The sequence below is a fragment of the [Clostridium] fimetarium genome, assembly GCF_900111235.1.
Lineage (GTDB): Bacteria > Bacillota > Clostridia > Lachnospirales > Lachnospiraceae > Clostridium_N > Clostridium_N fimetarium.
Window position 1 is genome coordinate 1 of record NZ_FOJI01000005.1, and the last position, 16,363, is coordinate 16,363.

The following is a 16,363-nucleotide window of genomic DNA, read 5'->3' on the forward strand; positions in this document are numbered from 1 at the left end:
ATCAGAAATTTTTTCTACTGCCTTTTAAAAATAGATAACAAAAAATCGCTTAGCCACAACCTTGGTAGGCCATCGCGTAGCGATTTTGTTCAATTACAATTTGTAGGGTATTATGAACTTCCCATTATATTTATGAACGGTTAGCTGAGAATATTAAAAACAGCTTATCCAATTCTATCTGTAGGTATCATTTCAATTACCATGATTATATTAGCTATTATAAATTTGACTGGAATATGGAGAAATGCTATCAATGTATTTATACCATTACTAGGCGTATTAATGTTGTTAAATGCATTCAATATTTATAAGCAAAATAAACTTGCAGCATTCATTAATGTTGGTGTAGCTCTCTTTATATTTTTAATGGCATTTTTAATCTTTTTTGGATACTAATTAGAACAAACAAAAGCTGGTATAGTAGTCTATATGGCGGAAAACAAAAAAAGTTTTATTGTTGGAATCAACTTTGCATGGATAAGTTCTTTCAAACGTATTAACATATAAAATCACAATCTTACCAGTTATTTAACTACCCATTATATTTATTATGCAGTCAATGTTAAGAAAAAATCATACAAATCATTTATAGACTTAGAAAGAAGGATTTAATATGAAAATAGAAACAGATGATCTGATTATCCGCAATTTTGACATGGCAGATGAAAATGATTTATGTGAATATATGCTGCAACGAGTTGCTGCCGAGTTTGAATCATATCCAAACTTCACTCCTGAAAAAGCCAAGGAGGAGATTGTGCTCCGTTCTAAAAGCGATGAATTTTTTGCTATTGAATTTAAAAAGACTCATAAAGTTATTGGAAATATTTATTTAGGGAAAAGAAATTTTAACACCAGAGAATTGGGGTTTGTATTAAATGTAGATTACCAAAACAAGGGGTATGGAAGTATAGCAAGTAAAGCGGTGTTTGACTTTGCTTTTAAGAAAGGGATTCACAGAATTTATGCGGAATGTGCGCCGCAAAACATTCCATCTTGGAAGGTGATGGAGAGAGTCGGTTTAAAACGAGAAGCGCATTTTGAGAAGAATGTATCTTTTCATAATGATGATAAAGGGAATCCGATTTATTGGGATACTTATGTGTATGCGGCTATAAATCCAAATGAGAACGATGTGAATGGTAAAATGAATCCAAGTTTGTCAGATGATTTATGAGCAAGATGAGAAGTCAATGTGGCTACCAATTATATGAGCGAAATCTAAAAACAGATAAGTCAATTCAATTGCGCATTATATTTATTATATAAAAATTAAGAGTAAGAAGTTAGAGGCTAGATTATTTATGTTATCTATTCCATAGTCTATTTTAGGAGGAAATTTAAATGTTTAAAAAAAGGAAGGTTTTACATAGTTTTGCTATTGGTTTACTACTAATCTGTACCGGTTATTTAGTGTACTCTATAATATCCAATCCATTTGGTGAACAAGACATCATGCTTGCAATTGCTGTCACAGCAGGTTTCATTTCTCTTGGTTCTAATAAAAACGAGGACAAAGGTGAGTAGCATATATTGCATATTATGTGCAAACTGAGCAATTTATGTAACTTGCCATTATATTTATTAGCACTTATAATTAAGGTAATACGAAATACATATTATTTATATTTTCTAGGAGGTGTGAAATGGAACTTATTATTGAAGACAATTCAAAGGCCGCAAGTGGAATGAAAAAAGCCCACGAGACTATGCTCGACTTTTTTGGAGAGATGGTTTGTCTTGTAAAATATTGGGGGCCGGTTCAAATGTGCGTTTTTTATCTTGAGTATGAGCTTTCCTCTTTTTGTTATAAAATCATAATAGAGTGTGAACGTGGTTTTATAACGATATCAGTAAAAGATCAAACCGGAAGGTGTTTTTATCCGCGTATGATTTATCCGGAAGCTGATTATTATCATTTTGAAGATGTTGATAAAGATATTTATCAATTGATTAGTTTAACTCATCAAGCCATAATGAAAAACGAAATTAAATTTTTCACAGAAAGTGAAATGCGTGAACTATTAGAAAAAACTTGGTCTAAGAGTCATAAATGAAAAGTACAAACGAAGGGTATATAAACAGAAATAATCAAGAGAATCAAGGGAAATTAAATGAAGAAGGAACATTGCGAGGCCAGTCAGCATATCAGATAAAATGTTTGAACTGCGAATTTGTATACAAAGCTAACGGATGTGATATTTTTCAAAGAAAATGTCCTAAGTGTCAAAAGGGAAGATCATAAATAAGTTTACCTTTGCTGCATCCACTATGAAACAGCCAACAAAATATCTTGTTTGACAACATACGAAACTTAACTGGAGGTAAACCATATGCAACTAGGATTAACAATCCCATTACAAAAACATTTGAAATTAAAATCTCCTTCATACGGAGAGCCTGCGGACCTATTTTTCTGTTGGGAGTTGCATATTATTCGATTTCAGGAAAAAAACGCCCTTGCAGTAGTAAACGCTAATAATAGATTCCTGGTGTTGATGGTAGGAATGAAGGCGGCAGACTGGAAGATACTGCCGAAACGCTTTGAAGAGGCGGTAACAGCAGGATTTTTGAGTGAGGGTTACACGAAAAAGCAAATTGATGCATATTTTGATTTGGCGGGAGAAACTGTCCTAACTAAGACACATGGGAAAAAACCAGTTGGCGGAATGAATAAGGCAATTGATTACTTGTACTATTTGTCAGAGCCAATTGATCCAGCGCAATTGTATCAAGCTTTTCATTGTAGATTTTTGAATCGTGACATATGTTCTCCAATTGGGTTTGAATACTATGGATATCCGGTTGAATTTCTAGAGGCAGATATGAAAAGGGTGGGAATTATTAAAGATAATGAAACAGATAAGAATAGTAATATAATTCCATTTAAAGCGAAAGAATAAAATGGATACAAAAGAAAAAGATAATCTAGCAGACTTCGTTTATCAAACAAGTAGGCCCACATACACCAGGATATGGAGCGCCAGAGTTATTTCTGGGATTCTTCTTTTTCTACAAAATTAGCAAGTGTAAATTCTTTTGAAGATGAATTAACAAAAAATATATTAGAATATAATGAAATATCAGGATCGGACGATTATATAATTCCTGCAGCGATGCTTGAATATGATGATACATGGTTTAAACGTTGGTTGAAAGCTAGTGATGCTTTAGTAAATGCAACAAAAAAGAATGTTAATGGAAGAAAACATATTTTAACATTAGCATTGCCAGATATGTTATTGCTGCAAAAGGAAGATGAGATCGAAAAAATAATTGAAGCAACAGAGAAATTCGATATAGATGGTTACTACATTATTGCACATCCACCACAGGATAAATATTTAGTTGATGTCCCGATGTGGCTTACTAATTTAATGCAATTATGTGCAGGATTAAAATTACAAGGAAAAAAAGTCATAGTGGGATATGGAAATCATCAGTTATTATGTTTGACAGCAACAGGGATTGATGCAATGGCCACAGGAACATATTTGAATGTTCGTAGATTTACAAACAAATTTGAAGAAAATGATAGCATACTTAGAAAGAGTGTTTGGTATTATTATCCGGCAGCATTATCGGAGTATAAAATGGGATTTTTGGATACAGCATATAAAAATGGTGTTTTACAACAAATGAAGCCTACTAAAGAGATGGATAATGGCTATGTAGATATTTTATTTGCAGGTGCGCAACCATCGTCCACTGCCTTTAAAGAAACGATGGCATTTAAGCATTATATAAATTGTGTTAGAGTTCAAACAAAACTTCTTAGCAAATCGACATATAAAGATACAGTTGTGGCTAATGAAGTTATGCTAGAAAATGCAATGCGAAGAATTGAATATATGGAGAAAAATGGTGTATATGCGCAGGCTAGAAGCTTTAAAGATATGGTAGATGTAAATCGGTCAGCATTACAAAGGTTAGAAACAAATAGAGGCTTCCAATTACAACAGGATTGGAAAAAATTTATGTAGGAAAGTTCTACATCATATATTCCTCAATCTTATATGTATTTGCCAGATAAAATAGCAGTTTGGTAGGGAATTTAAAAAGTCTCTGTCAATATAACACCAGTTTTTAATGATTTTGAAGGGAGCAAAATGCTCCCTTTTGTAATTTATAGAATAAAGGAATTTCTGTTGTTTATATTCGATAAAATAGTTTATAGTAACCACAATAAACTTTATAGTCCATAAATATTACATTAAATAAAATGTTTATATTTTTTCTTACAAAGAGGGTTAAGATTACTGTTAAATTATAGACGTTAGTTTTTCATTCACACCAGCATCGCCCAATCCCTTAAACGTGCCTTTGACGTCAGATATTCCTATTGAATATTCTTTAATAAAAGACATTTCTGAAAATAAAAAATCGATCATTCTTTTTCAAAGGATATTTTTCCCTAAGGATCAACTCAACGAAAATGAAATAATAGAGCGTTTTATTTGATACTTAGTGTCTTACTTGTTTTTGGTACTATTGCTATTTATGGAGCAAAAAGAAAGGGGACATTCATATATGGCAGAAAAATACATCGAAATATTCAAAATCAATTGGAAGTATAATTTGTTACCACATATTATAATAACAGCCCTATTATGTATATTAGCCCCATTTATTATGGGTGTAAAAAATCTAGATGATACATTGACTGCAAAGGTATTAGAGTTATATATTTCCTTGTTTGGAATAATCCTTTTAACTCCGCTTTTTATTCCAGATCAAGACAGAAGTATTCGGGAGTTGCTCGAGTCAAAGAGGGTCTCAATGGTAGTACATCATTGTGTTCGTCTCTTAGCAGCATTCGGTGTCTTAATAATTGCAATAACCTCATTTCTTGTATTCTTAAAATTACAGGGATGTAGATTTCCATTTAATGATTATCTTTATGGAACAATTGCAACAAGTATTTTCCTTGGAGGAATGGGAGTATTAGTATATTCAATTAGCGACAATCTGCCTGTTTCATATATGATACCAATTATTTATTACATTTCGTGCTATGGGGGTAGAGGGCGATTTTTGGGAAAATTCTATTTATTTACAATGGGGTATTCTGATATCAGTATAAAGAATTATATTATGATTGCTGGAATGCTTATGATAGCAATTGGTGTTGTATTTAGAAATATAAAACTATGTAAAATAATATAAAGATTGCAAATGCTGGGGGCGGAATAATGAAAGTTTTAAATGTCGAGAAACTAACTAAAGTGTATCAGTCTATCTGTGTTCAGACGGGGGTAGCTCAACAAGTTGAGACGTGCTGCCTGCTATATAAGGTGAAGTGAAAACTAAATAATTACTGAACTGACGCATTCATCTTGTAGCATAAGATGGGTGCGTTTTAATGTAATTATTAATGTATTATTAATGTGATCTTAATGTAGATAAAATGGAAATTAATGTAAGCACGATATATAATGAGTGAAAATATAGAACATGAAGTAATTTGGATGAATTTTTGAGTTAGGGTAGGGGATTTCCATGTAGTGATTTAATGAAGATAGTCCCTGAAACAAATTACAAAATAGGAGGAATAAATGGGAGTTATATTGAAGACTAGTAAACTTAACAAAAGTTTTAAATCTGGAACGCAGGAGCAGCAGGTATTAAAAAATCTTGACATTGAATTTTATGAAGAAGATTTTACTGTTATTATGGGGGCTTCCGGTGCGGGCAAGTCCACCTTGCTTTATGCCTTATCCGGAATGGACAGACCAACAAGTGGAGCGATTCGCTTTTTTGATGCTGAGATTGCTGATCTAAATAACGATAAGTTGGCTGTGTTTCGCAGGAAAAACTGCGGCTTTGTTTTTCAGCAAATGTTCTTGCTTGAAAACATGAGCATTTTGGATAATATTTTAGCAAGCGGTTATTTAGTTAGTGGGGATAAAAAGGCTATTGTAGCAAATGCAAAAGAATTATTGCAAAAGGTTGGTTTGACTGAAATGATATGGAGAAAATTTCCGACTCAGCTTTCTGGTGGAGAAAATCAACGTGCTGCCATCGTTCGCGCATTGATTAACAAGCCAAGAGTTGTTTTTGCTGATGAACCTACCGGAGCGTTGAATTCTGCATCGGGAAATGCTGTACTTGATGTTTTGACAGATATTAATAGTGACGGTCAAAGTATTATTATGGTTACACATGATCTACATTCTGCCAGACGTGGCAAGCGGATTATTTATATTAAAGATGGTGTAATCGGTGGTGAATGTAATTTGGGAAAATACGTGAGCGGCGATAAATCACGACACGAAAAACTCCAATCTTTCCTCTCAGAAATGGGGTGGTAATGTGAATAAAATATGGATGCATGCAATTGCAAATATACGAAAAACAAAATCAGCCTCCACGACTTTGGTGATAATGTTTGTTATAGCGGCACTTCTTTTTAATTCAGGCCTTTTGGTTGTTGTGAACTACGGTAGCTTTTTTAACAATTTGAAAGATGAACTCAAACCATCTAGTGTTTATTTTGCGATACCAGATAAGATATACACAGATGAAGTGAAAACTTATATTGATGAAAATGAGCATGTAGAGCAGACGCAAACGAATGAAGTGGTCGTACTTGATGCGAATATCTTGTCTAAAGGAGAAGATAAATCCTTCCCCATCATGTTCAGCAATATGGATGAAAAAAGAGAAATCAGCAAGTGGAAATTTGTTGGTGAACATTTGTCGGCCGAAGATATGTCTGTTTATGTTCCAGATATTTTTAAAGCTGTCAGTGGCTATCAGCTAAATGACAAGATAAAAATCAATTATACAGATGAAGAGACAAAAGAAGTAAATGCGATAACTTTTACGGTGAAGGGTTATACGGAGGATATCTACTTCAGCTCGACCGACACTGGCTATCTTAGCTTTTATCTGCCACAGGATACCTATAATAAGGTGAAAGCCATTTTAAATAAACCTGAGTACCTCACACATGTGGTATTTGCAAATCTGGATAACGTGAAAAATGCATCTTCAATTGAAAGTGGTATCCGTGAAATATTGAATCTGAATTCAGCTTCTTTAATGGCAGCCGATCCGTCTACCATGCTTGTGGTCATTGATCTAGAACTGATTGAACTATCACGTTGTATGATGGCAAGTATGATTTCAGCTATGATGGTTATGTTTGCCATAATAATCGTGATTGTCTGTTTGCTAGTTGTAAGGTTCAGAATTGTGAACAGTATTGAAGAGGACGTTATGAAAATTGGTTCATTAAAATCAGTCGGTTATACAAGTAGGCAAATCATCCTCTCTGTTATGTTGCAGTTTTTATTGATAGCGGGCATCGGCAGTTTTATTGGATGTGCACTTTCTTATCCTACACTACCGGCAGTCGCCGCTGTGTTTGAACAACAATCGGGGCTGAAATGGGAACAAGGCTTTGATGGTGGGGTCACTGGATCAGCATTTATAATACTACTGCTGATTGTTATATTGATAGCATATTTAGCAGCTCATCGTATAAGCAAGTTAAATCCGATTAATGCATTGCGTGGCGAAACCTCTGAGCGCAAGTATAAAAGAAACCATCTACAACTTGAAAATACAAGGGGTAATTTGCCTCTAATATTAGCATTACGAACTGTGTTACAAGGTATGAAACAGAACATAATGATTATTGTTATTCTTATTGCTGTTACATTTTCTGGAGCATTCGGTGTAATTATGTATTATAATACGACGATTGATACAAAAGCTTTTGAAGAGGTTCCGGGTATGGAAATTTGTAACGCAATTGCAGTGCTTAATCCGGTGATGGATCAAACGGAAGTGGTGGATACCATCAAAAACATGGATAATGTTCGGAATGTGCAATATCTGGAGGAAGTGAAAATAAAAGTCGAGGGTATGGAAGTCGCTGCCTATGTAATGGACGATTATAGTAAAAAAGAAACGATGCTGGTGTATGAAGGGAGATATCCTCAAAATAATAATGAAATCTCTCTCGCCGGAATATTAGCTCAAAGACTGGAAAAAACCATTGGTGATACGGTCACTGTACGTTTTGGCGAAAATGAAGAAAAGTTTAAAGTGGTGGGACTATCAAATGGTTCCCAGATGGGCGGACTGAATTCCTCCATTCTTGCAAAAGATTATGTACGGCTTAACCCAAATTTTAAGCACCAGTCTTTGTATATTTATTTAGATAAAGGAACGGATGCAGCGAAATTCGTTACGAAATTAGAGAGTAAATTTGATAAGAGTATGTTACTTACGGCTGTAGATTTTGATAAGGGAATGGCAGAGGGGATGGCATCTTATCAGAAAATAGTAGCTGCAATGGGGCTTGCCATGCTCATTATTACATTATTTGTAGTCACATTGGTTTTGTATTTTGTCATCAGTTCCTCAGTGATTCGAAAAAAACGGGAGCTTGGCATCCAAAAAGCAATTGGTTTTACCACCTATCAATTGATGAGTCAGCTTTCCATCAGCTTTACGATTCCAATTATGATAGGTGTGGTAATCGGAACACTTTTGGGAGCGTCTTATACAAATTCCTTGATGTCGCTTTCTATGAAGGGCGCAGGTATAATGAAAGCCGGATTTATTGTAGATCCATATTGGATCATTGCTTTCGGCGCTGCTACGATTGTGTTCTCCTATCTGCTGTCCATGCTGATTACTTGGAGGATTCGGAAAATTTCTGCCTATGCCCTAGTTACGGAATAAGCAGTGTGAATAAAAATGAATGTAAGTTGCCGCCAAGTGTCCAATAGGTCCTGGCGGCAATTTTTGGTTTCTTTTGGGAAAATGAAGAAAAGTAACTTAATTTCACCGTTTGGGGTTGAATACTTACCGTTTGTGCGCAGTCTATTGATAATCATATTAAAGTAGGTTATAAGTAATTAAAGCTAAACTTTAATAAACCAGAGTGAATAATTGTAGGTTATTTATAACATATCGTTGAACTTTCGGATTCATATGATTGCAAATAAGTTTCTTAAAGTAAGTGTATCTAAACAAAAACAGCAAAAAAATTACAGGAGGATAAAATTAATATGAAAAGTATTAGAATGAAGATAACTTTAACAAACAGTATTTTACTTTTACTGGCATGCATTGGTTTAGGAACAGCATTTTATATTATTTCATCACAAGCACTTATTAACAGTAAAAGTGATGCATTAGTAACCATAGCAGAGCAAGGGACAATGATTGTAAACAAAGCGCTTGAGACAGAGTGGGAATCGATTGAGACGATTGCCGCAAATGATAGAATAAGCGATCCAAGTATACCTATGGAGAATAAGCTCTTAATTTTAAAAGAAGAGACAAAACGATTAGGAGTAGTAAATATATTTGTGGCTGATAAGAATGGAAATGCTTTGGCACCGGATGGCGTTACTGTGATTAATGTACGTGAAAGAGACTATTTTATAAAATCAATAAAAGGAGAAAACGCAGTGTCTGATCCGTTAGAAAATAAAGCGGATCCTACCACTATGCTTATCATGTATTCCGTTCCAATTAAATGGAAGGGTGAAATCGTCGGAGTTATAATTAAAGCAGCAGATGGCAATGCGTTAAGTAATATAACGGATAAAATAACTTTTGGTAAAAACGGAACTGCATATATGATTAATAAAGATGGACTATCAATTGCGAATGTAAATAGAGATTCTGTATTAATGCAGGATAATATGATTAAAAATGCCGAAAAAGATTCTAGTCTTGCGACTATGAGTGAATTATTGAAAATCATGATAAAAGGTGAAAAAGGAACAGGAAAATACACTTATAAAAATGTCGTGAAATATACAGGATTTGCGCCAGTGGAAGGTACAAACTGGATGTTGGCGGTGAGCTTGCCAGAGACAGAGATACTGGAGGAAACCAATATCCTCAAAAGTACTATTATAATCAGCATTGTAATATCTTTAGTGCTAAGTATTAGTATTGCTATATGGGTATCTGGATTAATCAGTAAGCCAATTATTCATATCACAAGTACTCTTGATAAAATGGCATCAGGAGATTTTACGGTTGCCATATCACAAGATTATCTTATTAATAAAGATGAAACAGGTAGATTGGCAAGAGCATTGAATTCGATGCAAACTTCAGTACGTGAATTAATAAAAGGTGTTGAGCTTGAGATGTCGGAAGTGTCGAGAGGTGTTGCAGTTCAGGCATTAAGTGTATCTGATTTACTAAAAGAAATTGAAGCGGTTTCTGCTACAACGCAGGAGTTAGCTGCGGGCATGGAAGAAACTGCAGCCTCCTCAGAGGAAATTAATGCGACGGCCGTAGAGATTGATCAAGCTGTTGAAACAATTGCATCTAAGGCTCAACAGGGTGCAATTGCAGCTAGTGAAATTAGTACAAGGGCAGGAAAAATTAAGGAAAATGCAGTTGTATCTCAAGAAAGTGCTAGTAAAGTTTATTATAGTACACAAGAAAAACTTAAAACTGCCATAGAACAGTCAAAAGCAGTTGATAAAATAAGGGTATTGTCAGATACAATATTACAGATTACCGCTCAAACGAATCTACTTGCCTTGAATGCTGCCATCGAAGCCGCAAGAGCTGGGGAAGTAGGTAAAGGTTTTGCTGTTGTAGCAGATGAAATTAAAAAGCTTGCAGAAGATTCAAAGAGTGCTGCGAATGAGATTCAAAACATTACTGGAACTGTAGTAACTGCTGTAGATAATCTTTCCGCTAGCGCTGAAGATGTATTAGAGTTCATAGATAAACAAGTTTTAAAGGATTATGATACCCTTGTAGTAACAGGAGATCAGTACAATAAAGACGCAGAATTTATTGATGAGCTAGTTACGGATTTCAGCGCAACATCAGAGCAACTGTCGGCCTCCATTCAAGAAATGATAAAGTCAATAGGTCAAGTTTCTACAGCAGCAAATGAAGGAGCGGAGGGAACTACTGAAATTGCCGAAAAAGTAATGACTGTTGTTGAAAAATCAGAGGAAGTTATGAAACAATCAAATAATTTTAAAGATAATTCAGACAAGCTCATGAAGATGGTAGAAAAGTTTAAGTTATAAAATATCAATGTAAAATGTCAAAAATCAAGCTTTAATAATAAAAATATGTTGCAATTATTATATTTAAATATACATCAAATATATAAAGACCTCTAAAAATGATATGATACCTCTAAAGTAGACACGGCAAATAACCAAATCTACTTTGGAGGTATTTTTTATGGGAAGAAAAACTAAGTGTACAGCTGAAGAAAACATCAATACGATGGACATGAATGGAGAGCTTCTTTTAACTATTATGAGTTCACTGGTACATCAAGAAGTAGAGTCGTTATCCCCAAATGTAAAGCTGGGATTAAAACACTTGAAGAATGACCTAGTATTAGATTTGCATAAATCAATCGATAAACGTACAATATTAGAAAGCAATATCGGTGAACAAAAAAATATCAGTAAACGTATGGCAAGACTCAGAAAAAAATAATAAGTTAATGAGAGTTTTTACATCTTCAAACGTCTATACCTATATAAAATATGAGGAGGTATATTTTGAATCCAAATGGCGACTGCAGCGCAACGGGGACAGGGAGTGAAATGTGGATGCGTTACCGAAAAGGTGATGATACGGCACTAGAATCCATTGTTATTCTATATAGCGACAATTTAATGTTTTATATTAATGGTTACGTCAAAAATATATCTGTGGCAGAAGATATTTTGGCAGAAGTATTTTTAAAGCTGGTTATTCATGCAAAACGATTTCGAGAAGAATCTTCAATCAAAACGTATTTGTATCGTATAGCCACCAACGCGTCAATTGATTATATTCGAAAACAATCAAGGCGTAGCAGTGTTGTATTAGATGAGTGCTATGAATTGTATGATGAAGCCCAAGAATTAGAGAAAATTGTCATGAATAATGAACAGAAGCGAGAGTTGCATAAAGCGATGCGACAATTGAAGGCTGAGTATCGTAATGCATTGTTTTTAGTGTATTTTGAGGGTTTATCCTATGTAGAAGCTGCAAAAATCCTTGGATGCAGCATGAAGCAGGTGAACAATAGCATATACAGAGCAAAACAATCATTACGTAGCATCTATCAAAGAGAAGGTTTTAGTTTTGAATAAAAAAATGTCTTGGAGGATGGTATGAAGACGTATAAAGATATGACAGAGGAAATATTAAAAAAAAGAAATCAATATCGTGCAAAGCGTACAAGATATATTAAAATTGCCTCAGGATTAACAACAGGTTTGCTTATTTGTTTTATTGGTATTGCATTGAACCATACGATGTTAATTAGTAATAGTTCAAGCCAAACGGGGATTGATTATACAGGCACGATAGCAAATGAAAAGACTTATGAGGATGTGTATGAGAATATGATGTCCGTACTCCCGCAGAAGCAGAATAATATGGTTGCAAATGGAATTCAAAATGAAATGTTAGCAGATGGCAGAGCTGCAGCTGAGGATTCTTTGACTGGTACCGGTGCAAGCACAGATTATTCCGATACCAATTTACAAGTAATAGGTGTACAGGAAGCGGATATCATTAAAACAGATGGAAAATATATCTACGCATACTGTCAGAATACGCTTTATATCGTTGAAGCCAATAATGGAGTATTAAAGTTAGTTTCATCAATAAAGGGGCCTAATACAAACCAGTTAAATAAATATGTATATGATGGTTCTGCAAGTACGAATGCTTATTATGGAGGCACCAAGGAAATGTATTTGTCAGAGAATTATGTGGTGATTATTAATATAACATCTGTAGTAGAAGCACAAGTATTTGATATAACGAATCCAGGTGACCCTATCCTTTTAAATAAATATACGCAAGAAGGAGATTACCTATCCTCACGCATGATAGGAGCGGATTTGTATTTGGTCACACAAAAATATGTTAATACTGGTGATATAGATAAAAAAACACCGTCAACATTTGTACCTCGTTGTGGGATTGATGACAAATTTGATCTTGTCGCACCAGAAGATATATATATCAATACGGAATTTCAAGATAGTTATGTTAGTAATTATATTGTGGTTGGGGGGATTCACCTCTCTAAAGATACCCAGGAATTATCAAGTATTGCAATTTTTGGATGCGGCAATAATATTTATAGCAGTTTGGAGAATATGTATATAGCCGCTGGATATAATACAACAAAAAATCAGATTACTTCTGATTATACAAAAATTTATCGTATCTCAATAAAAGATGGAAAGGTTTTCATGGCAGCAGAAGGTACCGTTTTTGGTACAGTCTTAAATCAATTTTCAATGGATGAATATGAAGGAACCTTTCGCATCGTCACAACAAGCTATAGATATAATATGATAAATTTCAGGGAATTTAGTACTGTTAATAGTAGTTCTTCAATTGTAAATGCATTATACACTTTAGATCAAGATCTGAATATCGTCGGTAAGCTAGAAGATGTTGCACCAGGAGAGCGTGTTTATTCAGTGCGATTTGATGGGGCAACTGGATATTTTGTTACATTTAGAAAAGTAGATCCATTGTTCACAGTCGATTTATCAGACCCTAAAAATCCAATGATTCTTAGTGCGTTAAAGATACCTGGATTTTCGGAATATATGCATTCCTATGCAGATGGTTTTCTATTTGGATTGGGACGCTATGCAGATCCGCAGACGGGTAGGACCAAGGGCTTAAAACTTTCCATGTTTGATACAAAAGACGCGACAAATGTTATAGAAGCTTCCTCTTTAGTAATTAGTGAATATAATTATAGTCCTGCAGAATATAACCACAAGGCGATACTAATTAATAGTGTTAAGAATATTATTGGCTTTCCGGTACAAGGAGGAAAATATTTAATCTTTTCTTATGATTATAATCAAAAAAAATTTGTGAAAAACGCCACACTAACCGCTAGTGATAATCCAAAGACTATGAATACACGTGGTATTTTTATAGGCAATTATCTATATCTATATGACAGTTTAACAGGAATTAAGTCTTATGCGATGGATGGATATACGCTAACTGCTAATTTTAAATTTCAGTAGGATGGTAAATTATTATAGATTAATGATACTTTGGTGGTAAGGATTTTGTGAATTAGATTCATAAGAAAAGAATACCAGAGTTGGTAGATGAAGTATTGTAATGAACGTTGTAACTAAATGATAGATTAATATAGCTAGTGCCTAGATTGAATTAAGTCGGTGGTGCTAGCTTTTTTTTCGTATTACTTGTGTATAATTTCCATATATTGATTGTCATTTTCTAAATAATATTATATGAACATATTAGTTGCGGTTTATTGCTAATTTTTGTATAATTTAGATATATTTTACAATTAGTCAAGCGTTTTCTGTAAAAAAAGTATACTTTATAAGGAGAAAAGATGAATAACATCAAAAGAAAAATAATAAAACTTTGTTCGTTTGTAACTATTATTACAATAATAACTGGTAACATTTTTGTATTTGGAGAGGAAACTTTATGTTTTGCCCAAGACAGCACTTTAACATCAACAGACGTAACTACAGTAACTGTAGATTCAATTATTTATGAATTAAGCAATTCTACAGCTAAGGTAGTTGGATATGAAGGAAATATTGTAAATGTTACAATTCCATCGAAAGTTAATAACTATACTGTAATCTCAATTTCAGGTAAAGCATTTTTAAATTGCATCACTTTGCAGTCTATTATTTTGCCAGATACAATTACTACAATTGAAGATGGGTATTATGATTATACTACATGGAGTTATGCTGGTGCATTTACTAATTGTTCATCATTAACTTCTGTCACCTTCTCTGCAAATTTAACTGAAATTGGAGAATGGACATTTAGCGACTGTAAGTTATTAGCAAATGTAAAGTTACCAAACAGTCTTAAAATTATTAGTCTGAGTGCATTTGAAAACTGTAGCGCAATCACTGAAATAACGATACCGGAAGGAGTAACTGATATTGAGCAGAATGCCTTTTCTGGTGCTTCTTTAAAAAGTATATACATTCCGGAATCCGTTAAGATTTTAAGCATGTTTGCTTTTGATTGTAGTACTATTGAAAGCTATAATTTTTCAGAGAATAATCAATACTATAAATCAATTAATGGCGTCTGGCTGTCTAAGGATGGAAGCCGCCTGTATAATTATCCTACATCAAAAAAAGATACAATATATACGATACCATCTACTGTTCAAGTAATTGCGTCAGGTGCTTTTAGCCGAAATAATTATATAGAAGTACTAAATATGCCTGCAAGTGTTAATTCTATTGGGTCTGCAGCATTTCAAAAAAGCCATATTAAGAAATTTAATGTAGATTCAAATAATTCTATATTCACAAGTAAAGATGGAGTTATTTATAGTAAGGATAAGAGTATATTAATAGCATATCCAGCATATAAGTCAGATAAAGTGTTTTATATTCCGACAACTGTAACAAAAATTGGATCTGTCGGGGATTATTCTTTTGAAACCTGTAATTATTTAGAGGAAGTAATCATTCCAGATTCCGTTAGTGAAATTAACGGAATATTTTGGATGTCGAGTGCATTGAAAAATGTTTCTATATCAAAAGTCAGCAAAATTTCAAAACTTAATTGTCTGACGTTTCAAAACTGTGCTGCATTAAGAGATTTTTATGTGCCTGATAATGTATCATTTTTAGGTTTTAATTTATTTTATGGATGTAATAATTTAAGCACAGTTGTATTTGGTAAAAATTCATGCATGAATGCTGGTACCATGGATCTTCAGTATAGCAATCAGACTGCATTTTGCGGAGCAAGTTCTAACCTTACCGTATATGCTTATGGATCAGATAATAATATTAAAAAAGCTTTAACAGCTTATGATCCATATGTGAAATATGTAGATTTAGAAAAGACAAGCAAAGTTATTTTTGCACCGAATGGGGCAGAAGGAAGTATAAGTGTGAATAATGTTATAAGTGGACAAAAATATGTACTTCCAGATAATACTTATCATAAAGAGGGTTTTTCGTTTATTGGATGGAGTGATGGAACAACTGTTTGTAATCCAGGTGATACTTATACAATGCCAGAAACAGGTGGTATTATCTTTACAGCGGAGTGGTCAAAAATCGTAAAATTAGGTGATGTTACACTTGATGATGAAATAGATATTTTTGACATTTTAGCCATTCAAAGACATATAGTTGGAACGTTAGTACTTACTGAAAAATCAAAAGTAGTTGCTGATGTAACAGGAAATAGTTCAGTAGATATTTTTGATATACTTGTGATACAACGTCATATATTAGGTGTTGAGAGTATTAAATAATCACAAACCAAATGAAGATAGAGGAAGTTAACGGCTCCTTAGAAAAAGTATGGTTACAGTGAGTCAGTAGGAGTATAGAAGAAAATATTCAAT

Annotated in this window: 14 protein-coding genes; all 14 read left to right on the plus strand. The window is 33.7% G+C overall.

Going from position 1 to position 16,363, the window contains the following annotated elements:
- The first annotated feature begins 613 nt into the window (after positions 1 to 613).
- Positions 614 to 1,177, plus strand: a complete 564-nt coding sequence (locus tag BMY18_RS07460) for a GNAT family N-acetyltransferase (RefSeq protein ID WP_092452229.1) — start codon at positions 614 to 616, stop codon at positions 1,175 to 1,177.
- A gap of 167 nt (positions 1,178 to 1,344) precedes the next feature.
- Positions 1,345 to 1,527, plus strand: coding sequence for a hypothetical protein (locus tag BMY18_RS07465; RefSeq protein WP_092452232.1), 183 nt, complete (start codon positions 1,345 to 1,347; stop codon positions 1,525 to 1,527).
- A 119-nt stretch (positions 1,528 to 1,646) separates the two neighbouring features.
- On the plus strand, positions 1,647 to 2,057 hold the full coding sequence (locus BMY18_RS07470; RefSeq protein ID WP_092452235.1) for a hypothetical protein: 411 nt from the start codon (positions 1,647 to 1,649) through the stop codon (positions 2,055 to 2,057).
- Positions 2,054 to 2,245 carry a hypothetical protein gene (locus tag BMY18_RS07475; RefSeq protein ID WP_092452238.1) on the plus strand — a complete coding sequence of 64 codons (192 nt, stop codon included), beginning with the start codon at positions 2,054 to 2,056 and terminating at the stop codon, positions 2,243 to 2,245. Before BMY18_RS07470 ends, BMY18_RS07475 begins: the two co-directional genes overlap by 4 nt.
- Before the next feature lie 88 nt (positions 2,246 to 2,333).
- Entirely contained in the window at positions 2,334 to 2,903 is a 570-nt protein-coding gene (locus BMY18_RS07480) for a DUF6933 domain-containing protein (RefSeq protein WP_092452241.1), read from the plus strand.
- 72 nt (positions 2,904 to 2,975) lie between these two features.
- Positions 2,976 to 3,983, plus strand: a complete 1,008-nt coding sequence (locus BMY18_RS07485; protein ID WP_092452244.1) for a hypothetical protein — start codon at positions 2,976 to 2,978, stop codon at positions 3,981 to 3,983.
- 547 nt (positions 3,984 to 4,530) lie between these two features.
- Complete coding sequence (locus tag BMY18_RS07490) at positions 4,531 to 5,166, plus strand: hypothetical protein (RefSeq protein ID WP_092452247.1); 636 nt, start codon at positions 4,531 to 4,533, stop codon at positions 5,164 to 5,166.
- A gap of 389 nt (positions 5,167 to 5,555) precedes the next feature.
- Positions 5,556 to 6,311: an ABC transporter ATP-binding protein gene (locus tag BMY18_RS07495; RefSeq protein ID WP_092452249.1), complete on the plus strand. Its 756-nt coding sequence runs from the start codon at positions 5,556 to 5,558 to the stop codon at positions 6,309 to 6,311.
- Between the two features lies 1 nt (position 6,312).
- Positions 6,313 to 8,697 (plus strand): ABC transporter permease, encoded by a 2,385-nt coding sequence (locus tag BMY18_RS07500; protein ID WP_092452252.1) that lies wholly within the window; start codon positions 6,313 to 6,315, stop codon positions 8,695 to 8,697.
- Between the two features lie 329 nt (positions 8,698 to 9,026).
- Positions 9,027 to 11,030, plus strand: coding sequence for a methyl-accepting chemotaxis protein (locus BMY18_RS07505; RefSeq protein WP_092452255.1), 2,004 nt, complete (start codon positions 9,027 to 9,029; stop codon positions 11,028 to 11,030).
- A 160-nt stretch (positions 11,031 to 11,190) separates the two neighbouring features.
- Entirely contained in the window at positions 11,191 to 11,454 is a 264-nt protein-coding gene (locus BMY18_RS21630; protein WP_092452257.1) for a hypothetical protein, read from the plus strand.
- 65 nt (positions 11,455 to 11,519) lie between these two features.
- A complete protein-coding gene (locus tag BMY18_RS07515) occupies positions 11,520 to 12,098 on the plus strand; it encodes an RNA polymerase sigma factor (RefSeq protein WP_170841336.1) in 579 nt (192 codons plus the stop codon).
- Positions 12,099 to 12,119: 21 nt separating this feature from the next.
- On the plus strand, positions 12,120 to 14,015 hold the full coding sequence (locus tag BMY18_RS07520) for a beta-propeller domain-containing protein (protein WP_092452263.1): 1,896 nt from the start codon (positions 12,120 to 12,122) through the stop codon (positions 14,013 to 14,015).
- Between the two features lie 341 nt (positions 14,016 to 14,356).
- Positions 14,357 to 16,270 (plus strand): leucine-rich repeat protein, encoded by a 1,914-nt coding sequence (locus BMY18_RS07525; protein ID WP_092452266.1) that lies wholly within the window; start codon positions 14,357 to 14,359, stop codon positions 16,268 to 16,270.
- The last annotated feature ends 93 nt before the right edge of the window (positions 16,271 to 16,363 follow it).

What these genes read in the sequence shown, in the direction of transcription:
- BMY18_RS07480 (WP_092452241.1), top strand. Translation starts at nt 2,334, where the DNA reads ATGCAACTAGGATTAACAATCCCATTACAAAAACATTTGAAATTAAAA.
- BMY18_RS07465 (WP_092452232.1), top strand. Translation starts at nt 1,345, where the DNA reads ATGTTTAAAAAAAGGAAGGTTTTACATAGTTTTGCTATTGGTTTACTA.
- BMY18_RS07495 (WP_092452249.1), top strand. Translation starts at nt 5,556, where the DNA reads ATGGGAGTTATATTGAAGACTAGTAAACTTAACAAAAGTTTTAAATCT.
- BMY18_RS07525 (WP_092452266.1), top strand. Translation starts at nt 14,357, where the DNA reads ATGAATAACATCAAAAGAAAAATAATAAAACTTTGTTCGTTTGTAACT.
- BMY18_RS07490 (WP_092452247.1), top strand. Translation starts at nt 4,531, where the DNA reads ATGGCAGAAAAATACATCGAAATATTCAAAATCAATTGGAAGTATAAT.
- BMY18_RS07520 (WP_092452263.1), top strand. Translation starts at nt 12,120, where the DNA reads ATGAAGACGTATAAAGATATGACAGAGGAAATATTAAAAAAAAGAAAT.
- BMY18_RS07475 (WP_092452238.1), top strand. Translation starts at nt 2,054, where the DNA reads ATGAAAAGTACAAACGAAGGGTATATAAACAGAAATAATCAAGAGAAT.
- BMY18_RS21630 (WP_092452257.1), top strand. Translation starts at nt 11,191, where the DNA reads ATGGGAAGAAAAACTAAGTGTACAGCTGAAGAAAACATCAATACGATG.
- BMY18_RS07485 (WP_092452244.1), top strand. Translation starts at nt 2,976, where the DNA reads ATGGAGCGCCAGAGTTATTTCTGGGATTCTTCTTTTTCTACAAAATTA.
- BMY18_RS07470 (WP_092452235.1), top strand. Translation starts at nt 1,647, where the DNA reads ATGGAACTTATTATTGAAGACAATTCAAAGGCCGCAAGTGGAATGAAA.
- BMY18_RS07505 (WP_092452255.1), top strand. Translation starts at nt 9,027, where the DNA reads ATGAAAAGTATTAGAATGAAGATAACTTTAACAAACAGTATTTTACTT.
- BMY18_RS07460 (WP_092452229.1), top strand. Translation starts at nt 614, where the DNA reads ATGAAAATAGAAACAGATGATCTGATTATCCGCAATTTTGACATGGCA.